At 66.2% G+C, this 20,725-nt stretch carries 21 protein-coding genes and 4 pseudogenes; 14 read left to right on the top strand and 11 right to left on the bottom strand.

What is annotated here, in order from left to right:
- Window positions 1-150 precede the first annotated feature (150 nt).
- Window positions 151-417 carry a hypothetical protein gene (locus ACFVTC_RS19045; RefSeq protein ID WP_390128340.1) on the bottom strand — a complete coding sequence of 89 codons (267 nt, stop codon included), beginning with the start codon at window positions 415-417 and terminating at the stop codon, window positions 151-153.
- Between the two features lie 816 nt (window positions 418-1,233).
- Window positions 1,234-2,049, bottom strand: a complete 816-nt coding sequence (locus tag ACFVTC_RS19040; protein WP_390128339.1) for an endo alpha-1,4 polygalactosaminidase — start codon at window positions 2,047-2,049, stop codon at window positions 1,234-1,236.
- A gap of 1,200 nt (window positions 2,050-3,249) precedes the next feature.
- On the opposite strand from ACFVTC_RS19040, the gene ACFVTC_RS19035 reads away from it, so the two are divergent.
- Both ACFVTC_RS19035 and ACFVTC_RS19030 read left to right on the top strand, forming a co-directional pair.
- A complete protein-coding gene (locus ACFVTC_RS19035) occupies window positions 3,250-3,372 on the top strand; it encodes a hypothetical protein (RefSeq protein WP_390128337.1) in 123 nt (40 codons plus the stop codon).
- Window positions 3,373-3,453: 81 nt separating this feature from the next.
- Window positions 3,454-4,035 (top strand): annotated as a pseudogene (locus ACFVTC_RS19030) (DUF4240 domain-containing protein).
- A 587-nt stretch (window positions 4,036-4,622) separates the two neighbouring features.
- Here ACFVTC_RS19030 and ACFVTC_RS19025 read toward each other — a convergent pair.
- Window positions 4,623-4,838 (bottom strand): hypothetical protein, encoded by a 216-nt coding sequence (locus ACFVTC_RS19025; protein ID WP_390128335.1) that lies wholly within the window; start codon window positions 4,836-4,838, stop codon window positions 4,623-4,625.
- On the opposite strand from ACFVTC_RS19025, the gene ACFVTC_RS19020 reads away from it, so the two are divergent.
- Complete coding sequence (locus ACFVTC_RS19020) at window positions 4,825-5,103, top strand: hypothetical protein (RefSeq protein WP_390128332.1); 279 nt, start codon at window positions 4,825-4,827, stop codon at window positions 5,101-5,103. The two genes, ACFVTC_RS19025 and ACFVTC_RS19020, sit on opposite strands and share 14 nt — an antisense overlap.
- A gap of 278 nt (window positions 5,104-5,381) precedes the next feature.
- Here the strand turns inward: ACFVTC_RS19020 and ACFVTC_RS19015 are convergent, their stop codons facing one another.
- A complete protein-coding gene (locus ACFVTC_RS19015) occupies window positions 5,382-5,960 on the bottom strand; it encodes a DUF6924 domain-containing protein (protein WP_390128330.1) in 579 nt (192 codons plus the stop codon).
- Between the two features lie 16 nt (window positions 5,961-5,976).
- Complete coding sequence (locus tag ACFVTC_RS19010) at window positions 5,977-6,537, bottom strand: ATP-binding protein (RefSeq protein WP_390128329.1); 561 nt, start codon at window positions 6,535-6,537, stop codon at window positions 5,977-5,979.
- Between the two features lie 362 nt (window positions 6,538-6,899).
- Here ACFVTC_RS19010 and ACFVTC_RS19005 point away from each other — a divergent pair.
- Window positions 6,900-7,040: pseudogene (locus ACFVTC_RS19005) on the top strand (IS5/IS1182 family transposase); the annotation flags it as partial.
- 28 nt (window positions 7,041-7,068) lie between these two features.
- Here ACFVTC_RS19005 and ACFVTC_RS19000 read toward each other — a convergent pair.
- Window positions 7,069-7,230 (bottom strand): hypothetical protein, encoded by a 162-nt coding sequence (locus ACFVTC_RS19000; RefSeq protein WP_390128419.1) that lies wholly within the window; start codon window positions 7,228-7,230, stop codon window positions 7,069-7,071.
- A gap of 50 nt (window positions 7,231-7,280) precedes the next feature.
- Complete coding sequence (locus tag ACFVTC_RS18995) at window positions 7,281-7,487, bottom strand: hypothetical protein (RefSeq protein WP_390128327.1); 207 nt, start codon at window positions 7,485-7,487, stop codon at window positions 7,281-7,283.
- A gap of 524 nt (window positions 7,488-8,011) precedes the next feature.
- On the opposite strand from ACFVTC_RS18995, the gene ACFVTC_RS18990 reads away from it, so the two are divergent.
- The 3 genes from ACFVTC_RS18990 to ACFVTC_RS18980 all read left to right on the top strand — a co-directional run bounded on the left by ACFVTC_RS18990 (window position 8,012) and on the right by ACFVTC_RS18980 (window position 11,129).
- Window positions 8,012-9,199 (top strand): epoxide hydrolase family protein, encoded by a 1,188-nt coding sequence (locus ACFVTC_RS18990; RefSeq protein WP_390128325.1) that lies wholly within the window; start codon window positions 8,012-8,014, stop codon window positions 9,197-9,199.
- A gap of 137 nt (window positions 9,200-9,336) precedes the next feature.
- Window positions 9,337-9,849 (top strand): peptide-methionine (S)-S-oxide reductase MsrA, encoded by a 513-nt coding sequence (gene msrA, locus ACFVTC_RS18985; protein WP_390128322.1) that lies wholly within the window; start codon window positions 9,337-9,339, stop codon window positions 9,847-9,849.
- Between the two features lie 452 nt (window positions 9,850-10,301).
- Window positions 10,302-11,129, top strand: a complete 828-nt coding sequence (locus ACFVTC_RS18980) for a Bax inhibitor-1/YccA family protein (protein ID WP_390128319.1) — start codon at window positions 10,302-10,304, stop codon at window positions 11,127-11,129.
- An 84-nt stretch (window positions 11,130-11,213) separates the two neighbouring features.
- Here ACFVTC_RS18980 and ACFVTC_RS18975 read toward each other — a convergent pair whose 3' ends face one another.
- Complete coding sequence (locus tag ACFVTC_RS18975) at window positions 11,214-12,557, bottom strand: aminotransferase class I/II-fold pyridoxal phosphate-dependent enzyme (protein WP_390128417.1); 1,344 nt, start codon at window positions 12,555-12,557, stop codon at window positions 11,214-11,216.
- Window positions 12,558-12,636: 79 nt separating this feature from the next.
- On the opposite strand from ACFVTC_RS18975, the gene ACFVTC_RS18970 reads away from it, so the two are divergent.
- Window positions 12,637-13,176 (top strand): GPP34 family phosphoprotein, encoded by a 540-nt coding sequence (locus ACFVTC_RS18970; RefSeq protein ID WP_390128317.1) that lies wholly within the window; start codon window positions 12,637-12,639, stop codon window positions 13,174-13,176.
- Window positions 13,177-13,370: 194 nt separating this feature from the next.
- Here the strand turns inward: ACFVTC_RS18970 and ACFVTC_RS18965 are convergent, their stop codons facing one another.
- Window positions 13,371-13,850, bottom strand: coding sequence for a MarR family winged helix-turn-helix transcriptional regulator (locus ACFVTC_RS18965; protein ID WP_390128314.1), 480 nt, complete (start codon window positions 13,848-13,850; stop codon window positions 13,371-13,373).
- Window positions 13,851-14,580: 730 nt separating this feature from the next.
- Between ACFVTC_RS18965 and ACFVTC_RS18960 the strand changes: the two genes are divergently transcribed.
- From ACFVTC_RS18960 to msrB, 4 genes are all read left to right on the top strand, one after another.
- The gene (locus ACFVTC_RS18960) at window positions 14,581-15,054 is read left to right on the top strand and encodes a VOC family protein (RefSeq protein ID WP_390128311.1); all 474 of its coding nucleotides are present in this window, start codon (window positions 14,581-14,583) and stop codon (window positions 15,052-15,054) included.
- Window positions 15,055-15,202: 148 nt separating this feature from the next.
- A complete protein-coding gene (locus ACFVTC_RS18955) occupies window positions 15,203-16,786 on the top strand; it encodes a dihydrolipoyl dehydrogenase family protein (protein WP_390128309.1) in 1,584 nt (527 codons plus the stop codon).
- 417 nt (window positions 16,787-17,203) lie between these two features.
- Window positions 17,204-17,692, top strand: coding sequence for a VOC family protein (locus tag ACFVTC_RS18950; protein ID WP_390128308.1), 489 nt, complete (start codon window positions 17,204-17,206; stop codon window positions 17,690-17,692).
- A gap of 187 nt (window positions 17,693-17,879) precedes the next feature.
- Window positions 17,880-18,287 carry a peptide-methionine (R)-S-oxide reductase MsrB gene (gene msrB / locus ACFVTC_RS18945; RefSeq protein ID WP_390128305.1) on the top strand — a complete coding sequence of 136 codons (408 nt, stop codon included), beginning with the start codon at window positions 17,880-17,882 and terminating at the stop codon, window positions 18,285-18,287.
- Between the two features lie 153 nt (window positions 18,288-18,440).
- Here the strand turns inward: msrB and ACFVTC_RS18940 are convergent.
- Window positions 18,441-18,775: pseudogene (locus ACFVTC_RS18940) on the bottom strand (transposase); the annotation flags it as partial.
- On the opposite strand from ACFVTC_RS18940, the pseudogene ACFVTC_RS18935 reads away from it, so the two are divergent.
- Window positions 18,765-19,220, top strand: a pseudogene (locus ACFVTC_RS18935) (transposase); the annotation flags it as partial. The pseudogenes ACFVTC_RS18940 and ACFVTC_RS18935 overlap by 11 nt on opposite strands.
- Before the next feature lie 169 nt (window positions 19,221-19,389).
- Entirely contained in the window at window positions 19,390-20,055 is a 666-nt protein-coding gene (locus tag ACFVTC_RS18930; protein WP_390128303.1) for a hypothetical protein, read from the top strand.
- A gap of 167 nt (window positions 20,056-20,222) precedes the next feature.
- On the opposite strand, the gene ACFVTC_RS18925 is transcribed toward ACFVTC_RS18930, so the two are convergent.
- Window positions 20,223-20,696 carry an SsgA family sporulation/cell division regulator gene (locus ACFVTC_RS18925; RefSeq protein WP_390128301.1) on the bottom strand — a complete coding sequence of 158 codons (474 nt, stop codon included), beginning with the start codon at window positions 20,694-20,696 and terminating at the stop codon, window positions 20,223-20,225.
- Window positions 20,697-20,725 lie beyond the last annotated feature (29 nt).

The raw sequence follows: 20,725 nt of genomic DNA, 5'->3' as shown, positions 1-20,725 counted from the left end.
ATCGCATGATCATCGGTGATTGTGTCGACTCTGCCCTCCAGGGCCGCGCCAGCTCGCCCTTCGACCAGCCGCCGGTCACGATCGACATACGCCACCAAGACAACCGCCGAGAAGCGCCGGAGATCCGCTGAGTCCTCCGCGACGACGGGGTTACGGCTGCCAAGTGCAGGACGGAAAGATCGCGAAGAAGCCGTCCCAGCCCGCCTCGTCCAAGTTGACCACGCTGACATAGACATCCCGGTTCCCGGAATCGTCATCGGTGCGCAGCCAGTACACGCTGCCAGCCTCACTGTTGTGGTACAGCTGGCCCTTCGCCCAGCAGTAGAAGTAGTTCCGACCGGCGTAGAGCGTTCCCGCGTGCGAGTCGTTCCGCGGGTCCGGAGTCCAGTGCGTCCACTGCGTGATGGTGGTCCACAAGTACTTCTTCTCAAATGCAGCAGCCAATGCCGGCGAAGCACTGCCTGCTTTGCTGAGCCCATCCCGGTGTGGGGCGGCTTGGGCCCCGACGGCACCGATGAGCCCGCTTCCACCGACCAGCATCATCGCGGCCGCCACCCCCAGAGCCCTACGAAACGACTGCCGCTTGAGCAACATCTGTTCCCCCTGTGATGTGGTCGGAGATTCCTCAGGTCTGGGGCTCGCCACCGTCGAACGATCGGCGGCAGCTCGCGCGCCCGGCAGACGAACAGCTCACGTACCGTTCACCTTTGACCTGGTCCCATCTCGATGCTAGGGCCGGGTCCTCCTGGCGCGGATCGACTCGGGGGCCGACCTGGTGCTAGGAACCCAGGAGGACTGAGGGCCGTCCTCCTCCTTGAGGAGGAGACGCGGGCAGTGGGAAACCCTGCCCGTCCTCCCTATGGCTGATGCCGTCATACGGAGCACGTAGGGCGCCTCCAACTTGCAGTCCTCCACGCTTGGTTCCGCGCCCTGCACCTTGGTGAACCTGCGCGCTGAGAGCTGCCGGCCCGGGAGCGGAGGCCCTCGACTTGCCATGCCTGTGGTGCGCGGAGGAGGGGGCCCGAAAGCGAGGATTCCTCGGGCGGCCCCGCGCACGCGCGGGGAGCAGGCATCGGGGGTGTCCTGTGGATCGTGGTGCTCGGCGGCGAGTCCCAGGCCGGTGCCGACGCCACCGTTCAACCGTAGAAGGCGATCGACCGTCACCATGAGTCCGGTTCGGGGCGGCGCGCGCAGCCGCCCCGAACCGGACCAGGACTCAGGCCGGTAAGCCCGTCAGCACGTCTTGCGCACGTACCCACCGCTACCGGCGGGCGAGACGTCCACGTCACGCTGGACGATGCTCAATGTGCTGCCCCACCCCTTGCACGCCTTCGTCCGGCCGGTGGCGGTGTATTCGATCACGATGACGTTGTTGCCGAAGGCGCTGGTGTAGTCGCCGCACTCGTCGTACTGGCCGCACTCCTCGGCCACCGCGAAATCGAGACCGTTGGTGGTGCGGTTGCCGGCGAGTTCCGGGGTGTTCTTCTGGGCGATCGCCAAGTTGTCCGCGTGGGCGCGGGCGGAGAGCAGCTTGATGTAGGCCTGTGAGTCGGCCGCCGCGATCAGCTTGGCGGAACGCGTGTAGCTGTCGTAGTTGTCGGGTTCCACGGCCTGGAAGCCCTTGTCCCGGCAGCCGTCGATCTGAGCACCGATCTGGGCTGCGATTCGCTTCCGCTTGGCGTCCGTGTGGACGTCGAGGAGGGCCTCGCCCCAGTCCTTGTCGTAGACGATCTTGCCTGAGGAGTCGCGCAGCAGCAGGTCCGCGGCCCATTCGCCCTCGGCGCCCGGTTGCACCTGGAAGGCGTTCACGTAGCAGATGTTGTACAGGCCCGCCGCCGGGGAGGCGGTGTGGTCGCGGGTGACGACCTTGACGCCGGCCGGTGGGGTGTAGGCGCCGCCGATCTGGTAGTCGAACCCGGCGTGCGTGGGCGGCAGGGCCACCGCCGCCGCCTGCGTGGATGTCGCCGGTACCAGCAGCGTGGTGACCAGTGCGGCCGCGCCTACGGCGGCCGACATCAGCATGCGGGACGGGCTGTTGAGGTGGCTCATGGATGAGCTCCCGAGATGAAGCGGGCACGTCCCCGCCTCGGACATCAGTACTGTCCTGGCGACTTAGTCCGGGCTCGCGGCGCTTGGCCTGCATACCGGCTGGGCGTGCCTCTCGGCGCGGAGCGTCGCTCCGGCGCTGTTGGGGAGTAAAGCGAGCACCTGTGCGGATGTCAACGCCCCCGCCAACACCCACCTCGTCCGTGGCGAAAGTCGCCGAACTCATGTCTGAGATAAGGCCGTTGTGTCAGACCATTGCACCATCTGCTGCTGCTCGCCCGCGCCGGCATCCCGCCCGGCGAACGGTTTTCCCGTTGTGACACAGCCTCTACACGCCGACGGGCCGGGCCAGGTATCCACCGATCGTCGTGGTGTTCGAGCCCGGCACCCGGCTGGGAGAGCAGGCACTGAAGAACCGCATGAACCGGGTGCCGGACCTGACCCGCGCACACTGGTCGGGCGAGTATCAGAAGCTCAGCGGCTTCGGCGGCGAGCCGGACAGTTACTTCGACTACGGCGACGCCATCCCGGTCCTCTCCACCACCCTGGACCGCATCCAGCACTCCGGCCCGGTGGCTGCGGTGTGGTGGCGCTGCGAACACCGCTACTGGGCAACCCTCCAGGACGCATTGGGCAATCCCATGGACCACAGCGCCTGGTACCGGCGCGAGGACGAACGCAACGCAGTCCGCAAAGAACAGGAAGCCGGGCAGTGGGAAGAAGGATCGGAGCCCGCGGGGGACTGGTCCCAGCGGCGCATACCCGCGCAGCCCGCACCGGTACTCCCGCCCCGCCCTGCGAGACCTGCGGCGGGCCGCTCAGCGGACTGGACGGTGAGGATCCTTCCGCCCCGCCGCCGGACGGCCGCACCTGCGGGGCTTGCCGCAGCACCGAAGCCGCACGGCGACTGCACCCCGTCCCTCGACGGCTCACGCCGCATGCGACCATTCGGCCGGGGTGCCCTGCCCAAGTCAGGGCGCCTCGGGTCGTGCGCAGCCCAACGCCGCACGCGCTGCGGGCCGGTGCCACGATGCCGATGGGTGCCCCGGTGGGCACCGCACCGGGACACCCGACGCCGTGCGGGCCCCTCTCCCTCGACCCGGCCGCGCACGGCTCCCTCGCACGCGCGCATGCCCGCGGTCGCGGAAGCGGGCTGCCGGCCGCCCGCCAGGCTGGTGCGTGTGTCCAGCAGCCGGCCACGGCATGGCGAGAATCCCGGGCCGGCCGGTGCGGGCGCTGCAGTTGCGCAGGCTGCCGACAGGGCTCCAGATCACACTTGCGGGAGCGGACGACAAGCTCGCCCAGATCGACCGGCGGGTTCCGTGAACCGTTGCCCCCCATGCCTACTGCCACGACCGGCACCCGGAGTCGGCTGTCAGGGCCAGGTGAGGGGGTGCGGTCACGAACATGGACGCATTCTGGACCGTCATCGAAACGGCACGCACCGACGCCGCTTCGACCTCCGGAAACCCGGCCCAGGCGTTCGCATCGGCCCTGGTCGAGCGGCTCGCGGCGACCTCGAAGCAGACGATCCTCGAATACCAGCAGTGCTTCGATCAGCTCCACGGGGCGATCTACCGTTGGGACGTGTGGGCTGCCGGCTATCTGATCGGTGGAGGCTGATCCGACGACGCCTTCATTGACGTCCGCGCCGGCCTCATCGCCCAGGGCCGAGAGTGGTACGACCGGGCCGCTACCGCCTCCGATGCTCTCGCCCAGCATCCGGACGTCATCACTGCGGCGGCCGAACTCAGCGACGAGGCGCTGTTCCACGAAACCGTGAACTACGCGGCCTCATACGCCTACGAGCGCATCAACGAAGACGAGGACGACTGCACCTTCTACGACGACCACGATCAGTTCTGCGGCCCCCGGGCCAACCACGAGCCGGCCGACATGGGCGAGAGCTTCGATTTCGACAACGCCTCGGAGATGCATGCCCGCCTTCCCAGGCTGGCCCAGCTCTTCCTTGATCACGGAGACGACTGAGTTCGCGGAGCCTCCTCACCGCCAAGTTCACAGAACGAGACCCCAGACCTCTTCGGCCCGGGGTCTCTCTGCGCTCTGTGGGGATCTCCGGCCGGTTCAACGATCCGTCGGCCAGGAGCGTCACGCCCACTGGACATCGGGTTCCCGCAGAACATGGAAATTCTCCTCGCGAACCGGGCTTTTTAGATACGGCAGTTGAGGCCGTGCTTGTAGCCGGAGCCATCGGCGTTGACCATATGGCCTGCCGTCGAGGGGTCTGGGCCTCGTGGGGCGGGCGGACGCACCTGCGAGGCCTGCCGCATCACCGCAGCAGCACGGCGCCCACCGGACTGTTCAAAGCCCTCTTCGGCCACCAGGACACACAACCCCGTGACGAGCCCCCGGCACGGCTGTGACGGCTGCCAGGACGTGTAGCAAGACACGCAGCACCGGTGCCGTTACGACTGCATCACGAGCCCTGTTTTGGCTGTTCAGAGGGCACATATTCGCAGATTGCCCAGATCGTGGACCCGATCGTCCGAACGGCGGGGTCCGGCACGTGAGCGAGTGGAACGACAGCGAATGGCACGCAGCAGGATGACACGACGTCATGGGTGGGCGATGGTGGCGCTGACGTGCGCGGTGGTGCCGTCGGCGGCGGCCTGTACGGCAGCGCCCGCGAACCCCGCGGCGAGGAAGACGACCGAGGCCGAGACGAAGGCCACCGCGTCCACGCCGTCCTGCGCGGGCGGGGCCGTGCGGTGGACCTCGGTGCACCCGGAGCGACGGCTCACCGAAGTCTCGCCGGTCGTGAACGTCCTCATGAGCGACGGCTGGATCACGTTTCACCCGGGGCTCGTGCGCAACATCGTGGCCCAGGTCGGCACGAGCGACGACCGCGTGTCAGCCCACCAGGTCCTCGCCGCGCTCGCCAAGCGCCTCGAGCGAGGGGACGTTGAGGAACTGGCCATGCCGGGGAAGGAGTCCGCCGATCGCCGGCGCCACCCCGTCAAGGCCGACTTCCTCGGCACGAGGGGCGTTTCGTCGAGGCGGCGGGAGTCCAGGCCGTCGACGCGAGCTTCACCGTGACCTGCCCCGGCCGTGACGTCTACGGCAGTGTGACCACCTGGTCCGGCGACACAGGTGCGTCCCTGGCCTGCGGCGTGAACCCGGGCACCAAGGAGCTTTGGATCCAGGAGGCGTACCGGCTGACGTGCGGTCCGCTCTCACTGTGAGGAGCAGACCCGGCGGGCCGGCTTAATCAATCCACCTGAGGTACGGAAAAATTTGTTTAGCGTCTTCCTGTCAGCCCTCCGCCGGGTTCTTGTACTCAGCGCTTTGGCGGGCGGCCTGGTGAGCCGGGCCGTTCAGATGGCGAATCCTTGGAAGGCGCCCTGAGAGTCGTTCTCGGCCGCTTCCTTGAAATCGCCAAAGGACATATTGGCGATCATCAGGTTCGCGTGCATCTCATGAATGCCGGCGGGGACGGTGCGGAACTCGCCGCCGTCCGCATCGAATTCCTCGTCGCTGTCGCACTCTTCCCTGGCCAGAACCGCCACCGCAAGCAACGTGATGGGTCCGTCGCCCATTGAGTCGCGGTCGGCGAGGAACACCGCGCTCAGTTCCTCATCGGCGGACACCGCGGCGAGGATCTGAGCCGAGGTACATCCCGCCCACTTCGGATCATCGGCTATGTGGACGTACGGCTCGAAGTCCCCGTCACCCCAGGACCTCATCAGCTCCGCTCTCACCGCAGCCCATGCCTGTTCGTCGCTGTAATCGGTCCTGATGATCAGTGCCGCGTCCCGATCACGCCCCGCCAACCACTCCATAAGGTCACTCACGCCGCTGCCCACCCCTTCGCGCAGATCACAGCCCCCGCAATCCGCATGAACGTTACGCGACGCCACTGACACAGCCGTGAGCGCGGCAGTCACAGTTGTCATATGGGCAGGCTTGTTGTCACCTGCGAGGTTTGACGGCCGAAAGGTCGCCTTCGCAGCCGTTGACGGCCTCTGCGATTTGCTGGGCGGTCTGGGCGGGTGTGAGGTGTGTGGTGTCGACGACTTCGGCTTCGGCGTGCAGCCATGTGCGGGCCGCCTCGGCGTAGGGCTCGAGGTATTGGAGCCGAAACGGGGAGTTGGGGCCAAGGACGGTGTCGCCGGCGATGCGCGCGCGGAGGGTGTCCTGGTCGGCATGGAGGACGAAGTGCCGGACCGGAATGGTGTGCTGCGCGAGGCTTGAGCTGATCTCGCGCCAGTACTGCTCGACCAGGACCGTCATGGGCATCACCAGGGTGCCGCCGGTGTAGTCGAGAACGCGTCGGGCGGTCTCGACTACGAGCGGGCGCCATGGCGGCCAGTGCTGGAAGTTGTCCGTCGCGGGCAGCCCTGGTGTGATGTCCATGAGTGTCTCGCCGACCTTCTCGGCGTCGAATACCCGTGAGTCCGGGATCAGCCGCTGCACGAGCACACTGGTCGTCGTCTTTCCTGCGCCATGGGTGCCGTTGAGCCATACGATCATGGACCCGACGCTAACGTCGTGCGGGCCGTGAGGGACAGCTCCAGGTGACAGAAGCACTGGTGAAAGAGCGTGTGTGCAGGTCGGATGCCTCGCCTGTGGCAACCAGGACGCTTCGACTGATCCCCTGTAGAGGTCGTTTTCATATGTCTTGCCCTTAAACAGAGACTTTCTCGAAGTGCGGGACTGTGGTGCGGAAGAGACCCTCGGGGCGGTTGGGGCATGCAGGTCGGATGGGGTGACGGTTGGTGCGGGAGACGACTTGTGCCTGTCTCATTGCAGAAGGCCCACGTCGCTGCTCGCATGCTTCTGTCGGTATTGCGGCGCGCCTGGGCGCGTTCGGTCTGCGGCGATACATCACGAGTATGGCGAAGCGACGTCCGTATCCGAGCGATCTGTCCGATGCCCGCTGGGAGTTGATCGAGCCGGTCCTGGCTGCCTGGCGCTTCGAGTGCCGCCGCAGGGCCCTGGACTTCGGCCGGCCGCCCGAGCATGACCTGCGCGACACAGCCTGGAACTCCCAAGGATCGGCGGTCACCGGCTCCAGATCGAGTTTGTACCCGCGGGCGTGGGAGCGGGGGCGGCGCTGTGGCCGGACTCGGTGCCGCCGGTGATGGTGCAGCGGCTGGCCCTCTTGAGCGCGATGACTCCCTGGATGGTGCGGACGCCTACGTCCTTGAGGGAGGTGCGGCCCACGGGGCGCTGGATGTCGGCGGCGGCAATTCGTGCGAGGGCCTGCCGGTTGGTCAGTCGGGCATTGCTGGCGAGCGAGCCGGGGCCGTGGCGATGGTGCCTGCGGGCAGGCGCTTCAGAGGTGTTGCCGTGGCAGAAGCCGGCGAGACTCCGGGCAGGACGAACACGCCCGTGAGCACGACGCCGACCGTCAGGTTCTTGATCATGTTCCGCATGACTTGATCAACGACCTTGAGCCTGGACAAGTCGTGCTGAACCATGTTGGTCTACCCCAACGTTTGGCGTGAGGGCGTAGTACTCGGTGAGGCTTCGGGCGCCTCACCGAGTACTACGACGGAGTCTGCGAGACGCCTACGCGCCCACGGCAACGATCCCGACGCGTTGCTTCCGGCAGGGGAAGCATGAGTGCGGATGCGGTGCCGGGGCAGCCGCAGCGCACCCGATTTGATGCCACGACGACAGCAACTTCGGGCAATGAAGAGCGGCGACCGGGGTAGGCCGTGCAGGTGTCGATTGGCAGATGTCCGCAGGACTGGACCGTCGGCCGTTAGGTCAGGTGACTTACGTGACGCTCCTGAGCTCAGTCCGGATCTAAGTCATCTAGCAGATTACCGATGCTGCTGCTGCGCCCCATCATGAAATGGCACCGGGAAGCAGGGACGTCCGAAAGACTCTCTCTTCCGTTCTGCGGGAGAAACAGAGGCTCCTTCCGCAGATGGATTCCCGTAATTCTGATGCTGAGTTGCCTGTGGCATCTCAGAGTTCGTCCAAGAAGGAGAAGCAAGTGTCTGGCACGGCTGAGATCCGCCCGTTCACGTTCGAGTTCGACGAGGCGGATCTGGAGAACCTGCGTTCGCGTATCAAGGCGACGCGTTTCCCCGAGAAGGAGACTGTGACGGATCAGTCGCAGGGCACGCAGCTCGCGACGGTTCGCGAACTCGCCCGGTACTGGGCGGATGAGTACGACTGGCGCAAGGTCGAGGCGAAGGTGAACTCCTACCCTCAGTTCCTCACCGAGATCGACGGGCTGGACATCCACTTCATCCACGTCCGTTCCAAGCACGAGGACGCTCTGCCGCTGATCGTGACGCACGGCTGGCCGGGTTCGATCGTAGAGCAGCTGAAGATCATCGAGCCGCTCACCAACCCGACCGCCCACGGTGGTGAGGCATCGGACGCCTTCCACGTGGTGATCCCGTCCATGCCTGGCTACGGCTTCTCCGGCAAGCCGACCTCGGGCGGGTGGAACCCCGAGCGCATCGCCCGCGCCTGGGGAGAGCTGATGAGGCGTCTGGGCTACACGAAGTACGCCGCGCAGGGCGGCGACTGGGGGGCCATCGTCACCGATCTCATGGGCGCACAGGAGCCCGAGGGCTTGGTAGGCATTCACACCAACATGCCGGGTGTAATCCCGGCCGACATCGATGGCGCGCTTGCCAAGGGCAACCCGCTGCCCGAGGGGCTCTCCCTGTCCGACGAAGAGCAGGCCGCGGTCGGGCAGCTCGACTTCGTCTACCGGCACGTCTACTACGCCTACATGATGGGTTCGCGTCCGCAGTCCCTGACCGCGCTCGCGGACTCCCCGGTCGGTCTTGCGGCCTTCATGCTCGATCACGACGCGGCCAGCCTTGCCCTCATCAGTCGCGCCTTTGACGGTGTCAGCGAGGGCCTGAGTCGCGACGACGTCCTGGACAACATCACCCTCTTCTGGCTGACGAACAGCGGCGTCTCTGCGGCCCGCCTCTACGCCGAGAACACCACCCCGTTTTTCGGCGTCAACGGTGTCAAGCTCCCCGTTGCTGTCAGCGTCTTCCCCGACGAGCTCTACCAGGCTCCCAAGAGCTGGGCGCAGCAGGCTTACCCGAACCTCGTCCACTACAACCGACTCCCCAAGGGTGGCCACTTCGCCGCCTGGGAGCAGCCGGAGCTGTTCGTCAGCGAGGTTCGCACGGGCCTTCGTTCGCTCCGGTAAGGATTACCGCCCCACTGTGTGTGGCGTAGTGCGGTAGCGCGGGCCGAGCGGCTCTACTTCGAGCTGCTCGGCCCGCGCCGGGCCGTGGGTGGCACATTGGCAGTGGTCATCAAGAGTCGAAAGGGATGTGAGGAGTTATGGGCGTTACTGAGGGAAGGGCGTTGCTGGCGGGCGGCTGCTTCTGGGGGATGCAGGCCTTGATCCGGAAGCTCCCGGGTGTCCTGGCCGCGCGGGTCGGATACAGCGGTGGTGACGTCCCCAACGCGACCTACCGCCACCACGGGACGCACGCCGAGTCGATCGAGATCACCTTCGATCCCACCGTGACCGACTACCGCGCGATCCTGGAGTACTTCTTCCAGATTCACGATCCGACCACGAAGAACCGTCAGGGCAACGACATCGGCCTCGGCTACCGCTCGGCGATCTTCTATGTCGGCGACGAGCAGCGGCGGGTCGCCGAGGACACCATCGCGGACCTCGAGGCCTCGGGTCTGTGGCCCGGCAACGTCGTGACCGAGGTCGTCCCCGCCGGCGACTTCTGGGAGGCCGAGCCGGAGCACCAGGACTACCTGGAGAAGTTCCCCGAGGGCTATACCTGCCACTTCCCGCGGCCGAACTGGCGCCTGCCGAAGCGCGCGGAAGCGTGACTCGGGGCATCGAAACCACCGCCGCACGGCGTTTTTTGAGCTGGCGCCCGCGTGCCTGCCGCTCAGTCTTTGGCAATACGCCGGTGAGTCGACGAGGACGCAGGCCATACATGCCCCTCACGGCAAACCTATACGTACAAGCGAATCGGCGCCGCTCATTCGGCGGCCCGCCTGCATCCCCCGGTCCTGCTGGGACGGGGCCGGCCACCAGTGCGCTCACCCGTGATTGCTCGCGAGATCCCGTAGTGCTCTGGCTGTGGTCGGAAACAACGGTGATGCTGGGATACGGGCCCGTGGACTGGACCTTCGCGTCATGACGGCCAGCGCTCGACGCGGTGGCCCTGCGAACGCATTACGTAGCCACGTCGCGCCATGCGCCCAAGAACTCTTGCCTTGCCGCGTATTTAGTGGTGTATCGGCGGAACCGTGAGATACGCCTCCAGAGGAAAGCAATGAACAGCAGTAACCCTGTCTTCTCCCGACGCGGTTTCTTCCGCGACGTCAGCCGAGTTCCTCTCGATACCGGGTATCGAGACCCCTCAGCCTCCTACGTGGATCAGGTGAGAGCTCCTGACCTCAACGAGACCTGTCCCGCTTCTTCCGCGATGACGATCGACGACGTCGTTACCCGCACGGCAATAGCCTTCGGCACGGTGAGTCTCGCCGCGGTGCTCTCCTGGGTGATTCTGCCCGTCGATGGTGCCGAGATCGGCCGATCGTATGGCATAGCCGTCGGCTCCGCAGTGGCGGCTTTTGTCCTGGCGCTGACGCAGCTCGCCAAACGCAAGCCGTCACCGGTACTGATCCTGGCCTACGCCGCACTGGAGGGAGACTTCCTCGGTGTCGTCTCCAGCATCACATCCGCATTCATCTCGCCAGGCATAGTGATCCAGGCGGTACTAGGCACACTGGCTGTTTTCGCCGGCGTGTTGATCGCTTACAAGAAGCGGTGGATCCGAGTCACGCGACGCTTCCACGGGTTTACCATCGCTGCGGCCGCAGGGTTGGCGTTGCTTATGGTGGCGGATCTGCTGTTCAGCTCCTTCGGCGCAGGCAACGGCCTAGGGTTCAGCAGCGGCAGTCTCGGTGTCCTCTTCGGCGTCTTCGGGATCGTTCTCGGGGCCTGTTTCCTCGCGTTGGATTTCAGACAGGTCGAAGACGGCATCGCTTCTGGAGCTCCTCGTGACGAATCATGGACAGCAGCCTTCGGCCTCACCACAACGCTTGTCTGGATATACCTCGAAATGCTCCGCGTCCTGACGATCCTGCGAAGCGAGTAGCGATCACGCGACGTGGGCGGTCGTGAGGCGCATAGGGCGGGATGCGTGCGCAGTGTCCGTCTGGGCGACCGGACGAAAGCAGCGTCAGCCGTACCGCACGATGTGCTGCGGACGGACCGCTTCGGTGATGGCGTCGGCGAGCCCAGGCAGGTCCTGGAGGGAGAGCGGAGAGATCGTCACCCGGACGCCGGGCGCGCAGCGGAGGCGGAATCGTGCCCCGGGAGCAACGGCCCAGCCGGACTGCAGCAGCCGGGTCACGGTCGCCGTTTCGTCGAGGACCGGTATCCACACATTGATTCCGCTGCGTCCGTGGGCCAAGACGCCGCGGTCTGCCAGCATTTGTACGAGGCCGTCGCGGCGTGCGGCGTAGGACGCCGACACGGCCCGGGTGTCCAGCGACTGGGTGCGCCAGAGGTGCGTAACGGTGTTCTGCAGCAGATGGCTGATCCAGCCAGGACCGAGTCGGTGGCGCCCGCCTATCCGGTCGACCGTAACGGGGTCGCCTGTAAGGGCGGCCAGCCGAAGGTCGGGGCCGTAGGCCTTGGCCGTCGAGCGGACGACAATCCAGTGCCGGGTGCTGCCGCCGAGTGTGTGCAGTGGCAGCTCGGACAGGCCGAAGGCGTGGTCGTCCTCCACGACGAGGGTCTTCGGGTAATCAGACAGGACTGCTCGCAGTTCGTCGGCGCGGGTCGTCGAGAGGGCGGCGCCGGTCGGGTTTTGACCTCGGTTGGTGACGATGAGCGCTTGCGCCCCCTGTCTCAGGGCTGCCTCTACGTGATGGGGTACGGGGCCTTCGTCGTCGACAGGGACCGGCGTCGGTTGCAGCCCTAGCCCGGGAAGGAGGTCGAAGAGGCTGGCCCAGCCAGGGTCCTCCACAGCCACCGTGTCACCAGGGCGTAGATGGGCGACCAACGCACGCTCGATGGCATCGAGTGCGCCGGAGGTCAGTCCCACGGGACCCTCTGGGACCCCGTCCATGTCGAAGGAGTCGCGAGCGAGCTGTTCCAGTTCTCTGTTGAGCGGCGCCTGGCCGTAGAGCGCCGGCTGTGTCGCGTGGAGTGCGGCGGCACTGGCCAGTGCCGGGCCGAGAGCGGGGAGCAAGGCGGTGTCCGGATTACCGGTGGACACATCGCGCACCCCCGGGGGCATGTGGGGGAGAAGCGCGTCGCGCACGGTGGTGGCGGGGCGGGGACGTACCCAACTACCGCGCCGACCCCCTGTCTCGATCACGCCGCGGTCGCGTAGGCGCCGGTAGGCCGCGGCGACCGTGTTGGGGTTCACAGCGAGGTCGGCGGCAAGTTCTCGGTGCGGCGGAAGAGTAGTGCCGGGTGCCAGTACACCTTGCCCGATCGCCTGTTCAATACTTGCCGCGATCTCTACCGCGCCGTGTCCGGTGAACCCATACTTTTTTCCTACCACGTACCCAATTATGCGCTAGTGGCAATGTGCGGGCGTGTGGGCCGAACAGTCGGCGCGACCCGCAGCCGTCCGAGACGTGGAGTCCGACATGACCACACCGCAGGACCTGTTGATCATCGCCATGGAGGTCCCGTTCCGCCGCGACGTCGGGCAGGGCGACCTCTCGCTGGCCCTCGCCGGGGCCGAAGCGGTCGACCTGGCCGATGCCAGGGCCCTGCCCCTGGACGGCGACCGCATGGTGCCCGGCGCGCCGTGGACCACGGACGACGGACTGCTGTCCCGGGCGGCGTCCTCGCTCGTCCGCGAGGAGCCGTACGAGACCGTCGAGGACTGGCTCTGGCGCCGCGGCCGTGACTTGTACGAGGCCTATCGGGTCGCCGCCGAGGCGGGCGCGCCGGCGGCCCGGGAGCGCGCGCGGGAACGCTGGTCGCACGGCGATCCCGTCCTCGTCGGACTGGCGGCCTCCGTGGGCATCGAGCACCCGGGCGGGGCGGCCGCCGCTCCGGGGGGCGGGCCGGTCGGGACCGTTCTGGGCGCCGTGCACGACGCGGAGACGGAACTCGAAGCCGTACGGCAGCGCCGCGCCATCGAGAACGCGGCCTTCGACAACATCTGGCGGACGCCGTGACAGCGTGGCGCCGATGCGAAGCGCACCGGGCCGACCACCGAGCGGCCCGGGCGTCGGACACCGGTCGACGTTCGGCAACCGGGGTGGGTCCGACGGTCGGAAGGGTCCTCAGCGCACCGGCCGGACCGGTCCGGTGAGTGCCCGTCGACGCCTTCAGGCAGGAGTCTCGCCGGAGTCGGGGGAGCGGGGGCAAGTCATTGGCTTGCGGTCACGTTCGCCGTCAGGCGCTCCACGAGGACCTTGACTTGTGCCACCTCCGCGGCAGTGAGGCCTGTGGTCTTTCCGATGATGGCGGGGATGACACGAGCACGCTCGCGCAGCTCGGCGCCTTCTTCGGTGAGGCTGATCTGTACCGACCGTTCGTCAGCTGGCCGGCGTTCGCGCCGTACCAGCCCGTGCGTCTGCAGGCGCTTCAGCAGCGGGGTCAAAGTGCCGTAGTCGAGTTGCAGGTGCTTGCCCAGGTCTTTGATGGAGAGCGCGCCGTGCTCCCAGAGGACCAGCATCACCAGATACTGGGGATAGGTCAGATTGAACTCCTCCAGCAGAGGGCGATAGCGATTGGTCATGGCCCGCTGAGCCGCATACAGGGCGAAGCACATCTGGTCGTCCAGCAGCAGGCTGGCCTCCTCGGGCAGTGCCGGAGAATCCTTTGCTCCCGTTCCATCCGCCTTCATCGCAACTCCGTCCAGATGATTACCCTCCGGTAAAAATACACCCGCGGAGCCATGGGTGCAATTATCTTGTGTGCAACTAAATCGTTCATTCGAGGAGTTTCCCGCGCCGACGGCCGGCGGTCTCCTCTGGCGTTGCGGCCGAAAATGCGAGTCGGCATGGGTAAGGCGCCGCACGGGGGGCGGGTTGGGTCGGCCCTGTTCTGACCCCCTCGAGATGATCACGCGACGACCGTGATGGGCCGCAGGAATCGACGAACGGGAAGGTCCTGCCGGCCCCGGCCGATAATTTCCGCTCCCGCACGCGAGACGGGCAGTCGATCCATTCCTTCCGTGTGGGGACTCTCCGGCGGTGCATCTTGCCGCTTCCGACCGTGTCGCTATCGGGCGTAGGGGCGACACCGCTTCATCGAGCACCCAATCCGCCGTTGTCGGACGGTCACGCTTGCTTCACCAAAGGTATTCAGGGTGCTCCGGGCAACCGAATTCGACTGGGTGTAACCGGGCCGCGCAGGCATTCCGCTTCGGCGGATATCTTTGTCACACGTTCCTCGTGCAAACTTACCTTGTGCGCGAGGTAAGTCGCCCGTACGTTTTTTGGAACGAGCGAGGCGCGGGGCCGGACCATCCCGCCCAGATCGTCCGCAGACCTGGAAACCAGCCTCCCGCTCGCCGGTGTCACGTCGCCGCAAGAGGCGACTCGCCCATTCCCAACGGATCAAAGGAAACCTCGATGGACCTCAAACTCGAGATGATCGTGCTGCCCGTCTCCGACGTGGACCGCGCCAAGTCCTTCTACGAGAAGCTCGGCTTCCGCCTCGATGTTGACTACGCCGCAACCGACGACTTCCGCGCCGTGCATTTCACTCCCAACGGCTCTGAGTGCTCGATCATCTTCGGCGAGGGCATGACCACAGCCGCTCCCGGCTCGGCCCAGGCCCTCTACCTGATTGTTTCGGACATAGTTGAAGCGCATGCCGAGCTCACCGCCCGCGGAGTCGACGTCAGCGAGATCTTCCACGACGCGGGAGGCCTGCTCCATCACGGCCATGCTGACGGCGGCGTCAGCCACTCCGGCCAGGGACAGCAGCGGCTTCCCGGACTGCACCCTGAACGTGCCTCATACGGCTGCTACTTGACCTTCAGCGACCCCGACGGCAACGGCTGGGTTCTTCAGGAAGTCTCCCAGCGCCTTCCTGGCCGCTGACGCTGAATCCGAGGACTGCACTGGCAGTGTCCGATTCGCATCGCGGGCCGCCGGCAGCTCACCACGCCTTCCCGAACGACGGGATCCTCAAGCAGCAGCCGGGGCCGTCCCGAGCCCGCGAACATTCCCCGAAGGAACGGAATCCACGATGAGCGAAACCACCCGCACCTACGACGTCATCGTCATCGGGGCAGGGCCGGTCGGCGAGAACGTTGCCGAACGCACTCGCGCCGCGGGCCTTACCACCGTGATAGTCGAACGTGAACTGCTCGGCGGCGAATGCTCGTTCTGGGCCTGCGACCCGAGCAAGGCACTTCTGCGGCCGGTCATCGCACGAGCCGACGCCCGCCGCATACCCGGACTTGCGCACGCGGCCGCGGCACCACTGGACGTCGAAGCAGTCCTCGCGCACCGCGACAGAATGTCCTCCTACTGGAAAGACGACGATCAGGTCGACTGGCTGAACTCGGTCTCCGTCGATCTCGTCCGCGGCCACGGGCGCCTAGAGGGGCCTCGCACCGTACGCGTGCAGACCTCCGACGACGAGAGCGTCCTGCTCACCGCGCGGCATGCGGTAGCCGTGTCCACCGGCACCAGCGCGGCGCTGCCCGACATCCCCGGACTCGAGACCGTCCGGCCGTGGACCAGCCGAGAAGCCACCAGTTCCGAGAGGGTCCCTGCGCGTCTGGTCGTCGTCGGTGGCGGCGTCGTAGGCGTCGAAATGGCCACCGCCTGGCAGGCCCTCGGGTCCCAGGTGACCCTCCTCGTCCGCGAGGACGAAGTGCTACCGCGAATGGAGCCCTTCGCCGGGGAACTGGTCGCCGACGGACTACGCGAAACCGGAATCGATCTCCGCTTCGGGACATCCGTCTCCCGCCTGACCCGCAAGGACGGCGATGTTCACATCACGCTCGCAGACGGCGACCGTCTGGCCGCCGACGAGATCCTCTTCGCCATCGGTCGCACACCGCGCACCGGAGACCTGGGTCTGGAGACCATCGGTTTGACGCCGGGCGACTGGCTGAGGGTGGACAACACCTTCCGTGTGACCGACGTCCCCGACGGCTGGCTCTACGCAGTCGGCGACGTCAACCATCGCGCCCTCATGACCCACCAGGGCAAATACCAGGCCCGTATCGCCGGCGCGGTCATCTCTGCACGGATCGCGGGAGAGCCGATCGATGACGCCCGGTGGGGCGCACATGTCGCCACCGCCGACAACACCGCCGTACCGCAGGTCGTCTTCACGCATCCCGAAGTCGCATCCGTCGGTCTGACGACCCGCGAGGCGCAACGGTACGGACACCGCATCAAGGTCGTCGACTATGACCTCGCGCACGTAGCGGGCGCGCACCAGTACATCGAGGGGTATCGCGGCCAAGCACGCCTACTCATCGACACTGAGCGGGGCACTGTCGCGGGAGCCACCTTCGCCGGCCCCGGCGTCGCCGAACTCCTGCACTCTGCAACCATCGCCATCACAGGCGAAGTGCCCATCGACAGGCTCTGGCACGCCGTACCCGCGTTCCCCACCCTCAGCGAAGTCTGGCTGCGACTCCTCGAAACGCACCGCAGTCGACTGTCTCTGCAGATCAGACCAGCCCACCCGATAGGACTCGCCCCAGCCACATCATCGGCGCCCTCTCCGTGGACATCCGGATCACCAACTCTGGCCACATGCCAGCGCCCGGGGATGCCGTTTGACCCGTCCCTTCGGCACGCCTGCCTATAGGCGTGCCCTCACGGATGCCCGTCCCGCCGGACGACCAACAGGGCTCCGGCGGGACGCGGCCACCAGGACGTGCCCGATACTCCTACTGGTACACGGCCTGGCACGGTACTTGGTGCCGGCAGCCACGGGTCGACCATCTCACCGACCTCGACGTCCGGACCGTGGCCCTGCCCGCCGCCGCGCCGGCCAGTCGTAGTCCCAACGTGCGCACGGACAGCACAGCGCTCGTCGGCGAATGCCGCAAGCATCGGGGTCCGGACGACCCCCACCACGTTCACGGCCGAGGCCAAGACCTTCGGCTTGCCCCCCAGTGCGGACATGGCGGTCCGTCGGGCGCCTGCGCACACCCCGGCCCCGTCATACGCCTCAGGCAAGTACCAGCAATCACATACCCAAGCACTACAGCGGAGAACAGTCATGAGTACTCAGCGCACCCCACACAGCGATACGACGACTCCCCCCACGCAGTCGCCCGCCCGCTTCAGCCTCGAAGTCGTCGTTCTCCCGGTGGCCGACGTGGACCGGTCCCTGAACTTCTACCAAAGCCTGGGTTGGCGCCTCGATGCGGACTACGAAGCCGGCCCTCAGTTCCGGATCGTGCAACTGACACCCCCCGGGTCACCGTGCTCCGTCCACATCGGCCGCGGCACCACCCCCTCACCGCCCGGCTCCGCGCACAACCACTACCTGGTGGTCCCCGACCTCGATGAAGCCCGCATCGACCTCATCAGCAGAGGCGCCGACGTGAGCGAGATCTTCCACCACGTCTACGACGCAGGCTTTCAAGAGCGCGTACCAGGGCCCGCGCCCGACCGGCGAAGCTATGCGTCCTTCACGACTTTCAGTGACCCCGACGGAAACACCTGGCTCCTGCAGGAGGTCCAGGTTCGCCAGCCCGGACGCTGATGAACATCGCCTGAGCGGTGCCGATCCGTGCGCTCGCATGTCGTTGGCCCGCAGTGGCGCACAAAGACGTCGCCACCCCGCAGCTCGCAGACAAGGAGGCTGCTCATGGCCGACGCCTCGCCTCCCTGCGACGAGAACCCCGTTTGCCGGCTCCCATGCCGCCACCCACCACGTGAGGTCGAGAACTATGCCGTACGAATTCGAAAAGACAGATGCCCAGTGGCGCGCCGAGTTGACATCGTCCGAGTATCAGGTGTTGCGCCGAGCAGCCACTGAAATGCCCTTCACCGGCGAGTACACCGACGCCCGGACGGAAGGCGTCTACTCCTGTCGCGCCTGCGGAGCCGAACTCTTCACGTCTGCCGAGAAGTTCGACTCCGGCTGCGGGTGGCCTGCCTTCTTCGACCCTAAGGAAGCCGACGCAGTCGAACTAGCCGAGGACCGCTCGTATGGAACGGTCCAGACGGAAGTCCGCTGCGCCCGTTGCGGATCCCATCTGGGGCATGTCTTCGAGGGGGAGGGCTTCCCCACCCCAACCGACCAGCGGTACTGCATCAACAGCATCTCCCTGCGGTTGAATCCTGAGGCGTGCTGACCAACTGTTGGCGCTGCCCAAGGACGCACAACCGAGTCGGGCGGAGGTCAGGAGAAGTGGGAGCAGGCCCCGGCTTTCGCCTGTCGCGCGAGCCTGTGGGGCAGGTGTCGTCGGTCCTGACGTACTCCTGGCCGTTTGCTTCGCAGGGCCGGGTCAAGCTGCGAGGGCGAGGGGGCGTCCGCCCCTGCGGATGCCCCTTTTCGCTGTGGATGCGAGCACGTTCTCGGCGTTGTGCGCCGAGTGCCTCGGGGTGATGGGCGTGAGCGTTGCGCCATCGCAGGTAGCGGTGCAGGGCCCAGGTCTGCACCGGGTGGTTGGTGGGAGTTGGCCTGGGTGAACTGCCGCAGCGGGCCGAAGTGGGCCTCGATCGGGTTGGCCCGGGTGGCGTAGGTCGGGGTGACGCACAGCTCGACCTTGTTCGTCTTCGCCCAGCGGCGGATGTCCTGGCCGGTGTGGGCGGAGAGGTTGTGAAGAATGATGGAGATCGGCGTGCAGTGGCGGGATCTACCCGAGCGGTTCGCGCCGTGGGAAACGGTCGACGAACGACATCGCCGCTGGTCAGCCGATGGAACCTGGCAGATGCTGCTATCCCGTATCCAGGCAGTCGAGGACGCAGCGGACGGTGTCGACTGGGGCGTGTCGGTGGACTCGACAGCAGTGCGAACTCACCAGCACGCGGCCGGCGCGAAGAAGGCGTTTCCGGCCGGCGTTCCTCAAATAGGGGGCCAGACTAGGGACGAACCAAGTCGATCCGGTACTGCTGAAATTGGCCGGCCGTCTGGAGGAGGTGGTCAGCTCGGCGAATGTCTGGGACGGTCCCGCGGAGGATTCACCACCAAGATCCACCTCGTCGCCGATGGGCGATGCAGGCCCCTCGCCTTCGTCCCGACACCCGGAGACTACGGTGACGGATCCCAACTCGAGCGGGTCCTGTAGCCCCCGCTACGAGAAACGCGCCTATACCCACCTCGGCACCGTCACCTTCGCGGCCCTCATGACCTGGCTTCGGACATGAGCCGGGGACCATAGCCTGGCTCCAGCTCTGCGTGCAACGAAGGTACATTTTCGTACCAACAAGGGTGATCACCCTAGAGGAAGGGCCATGACGACAACGGATCCAGTGACCGCCAAGCAGGTAACGGCGGATTGGGCGCGAGTCTTCGACGGCTTCGACATTTGGCGTCCTTTGCGGCTGTTGCGCCGGGTCGGACCCCTGGTCCAGGGGATCACTCTAGATCGTTCAACTTCCGGTGACGCCTATCTCCCGACAGCACACATTCACGCATTGGTACGGCCATTCCCGGTCGTCTCTCTGGCACTTGGTCAACGCCTGGCGTCAACATCAGGAGTGCAGGAAGCCATCAAGTTCACCGACCATGCGGAGTACTATCTCGACGCCGCCCGGCGCCTCGCCGGCCAGGCCCGGTTGAGTCTCGATGTTCCGCCTACCGTCGCAGACGTCGTCACCGAATTGCGCGCGTTCGCGATAGACCAGAATTATTTGGGCGGGATGCCCGCTGTAATGGCGGTTGAAGACAGCATCCTCATCCCGTCGGCGAGTGGGGACAGGGACCTGGCGGAGGAGGGGCTGCAACTTGCTCGGGATCTGGTGAAGAAGTGGCCCAAGCACAGGCTGCCGCTGGCCTGGGTCGGCGAAGGGGTATGGATTTCTTCCTTGCGCAAGAGCCTGGACAACGCCGAGGACCTGCTCGCCATCGTTGAAAGCCAGGTCAGGGCCCACAAATTGGCGAAGATCCGACAGAACTAACGTGTCCGCACAGGGGCCTTGTGCCGTTGTGGCTCCATCGCAGACCCGAAGGGGTATCGCCGCCGACCAGATGATGAATGCTTGATCCGAGAAACAGGGCCTGGACGGGAGAGCCCGCCGCTGGCCTACACCCTTGAACTCTGCGTGGAGCAGGGACGGTTCGGAACCTAAGGGCAGGATGAACCGCCCTTTCCGTCGGTGAGAACCTCCAGAACCAGGTCCCAGTCCATCTGGCCGAACTCCGTTCCTGGGTGCACCATTGCGAAGGTCTCCACCAGCCAGTCCTGCAGTCGCCTCAGGTCGATCTCGAAGAGACATGAAAGTCCACCTGCCTCCAGTCGCATGCACACCACACGGTGAGACTGCGCGAGTGATGGCCACAGCCGGACGTCCCCCATGCCGCTCGGCTCCTCGGTGCCGTCGTAGAGGAGGTCTCGTGAAACGGCCCACCTGACGACCGGCCCCTCCGGCGTGTGCAGTTCCACCCGTACGGCAAGAGGATCCGCTTCGGTGTAGTGGAAAGAGGCACCCAGCGGAATGCGGACTGACGGGCCAAGGATTCTGTGGATCTGCAAGCGCAGCGAGTGCGTGTGGTAGGCGGAACCCTTGTGAGCCGAAAGGTCCGACTGCTGGTATGGCATGAGGAGGCGCCTCTTTCGTGGTGCGGGAA

The organism is Streptomyces sp. NPDC057950, from assembly GCF_042887295.1.
Lineage (GTDB): Bacteria > Actinomycetota > Actinomycetes > Streptomycetales > Streptomycetaceae > Streptomyces > Streptomyces kaempferi.
This window is presented reverse-complemented; position numbering and strand designations above follow the sequence as displayed.

Bases quoted from the DNA above. Each gene is read 5' to 3' on its own strand.
- ACFVTC_RS19040 (WP_390128339.1), bottom strand. From the start codon at position 2,049: ATGAGCCACCTCAACAGCCCGTCCCGCATGCTGATGTCGGCCGCCGTA.
- ACFVTC_RS19035 (WP_390128337.1), top strand. From the start codon at position 3,250: ATGGCGAGAATCCCGGGCCGGCCGGTGCGGGCGCTGCAGTTGCGCAGG.
- ACFVTC_RS19025 (WP_390128335.1), bottom strand. From the start codon at position 4,838: ATGAGGACGTTCACGACCGGCGAGACTTCGGTGAGCCGTCGCTCCGGG.
- ACFVTC_RS19015 (WP_390128330.1), bottom strand. From the start codon at position 5,960: ATGACAACTGTGACTGCCGCGCTCACGGCTGTGTCAGTGGCGTCGCGT.
- ACFVTC_RS19010 (WP_390128329.1), bottom strand. From the start codon at position 6,537: ATGATCGTATGGCTCAACGGCACCCATGGCGCAGGAAAGACGACGACC.
- ACFVTC_RS18995 (WP_390128327.1), bottom strand. From the start codon at position 7,487: ATGGTTCAGCACGACTTGTCCAGGCTCAAGGTCGTTGATCAAGTCATG.
- msrA (WP_390128322.1), top strand. From the start codon at position 9,337: ATGGGCGTTACTGAGGGAAGGGCGTTGCTGGCGGGCGGCTGCTTCTGG.
- ACFVTC_RS18980 (WP_390128319.1), top strand. From the start codon at position 10,302: ATGAACAGCAGTAACCCTGTCTTCTCCCGACGCGGTTTCTTCCGCGAC.
- ACFVTC_RS18970 (WP_390128317.1), top strand. From the start codon at position 12,637: ATGACCACACCGCAGGACCTGTTGATCATCGCCATGGAGGTCCCGTTC.
- ACFVTC_RS18965 (WP_390128314.1), bottom strand. From the start codon at position 13,850: ATGAAGGCGGATGGAACGGGAGCAAAGGATTCTCCGGCACTGCCCGAG.
- ACFVTC_RS18960 (WP_390128311.1), top strand. From the start codon at position 14,581: ATGGACCTCAAACTCGAGATGATCGTGCTGCCCGTCTCCGACGTGGAC.
- ACFVTC_RS18955 (WP_390128309.1), top strand. From the start codon at position 15,203: ATGAGCGAAACCACCCGCACCTACGACGTCATCGTCATCGGGGCAGGG.
- ACFVTC_RS18950 (WP_390128308.1), top strand. From the start codon at position 17,204: ATGAGTACTCAGCGCACCCCACACAGCGATACGACGACTCCCCCCACG.
- msrB (WP_390128305.1), top strand. From the start codon at position 17,880: ATGCCGTACGAATTCGAAAAGACAGATGCCCAGTGGCGCGCCGAGTTG.
- ACFVTC_RS18930 (WP_390128303.1), top strand. From the start codon at position 19,390: ATGACGACAACGGATCCAGTGACCGCCAAGCAGGTAACGGCGGATTGG.
- ACFVTC_RS18925 (WP_390128301.1), bottom strand. From the start codon at position 20,696: ATGCCATACCAGCAGTCGGACCTTTCGGCTCACAAGGGTTCCGCCTAC.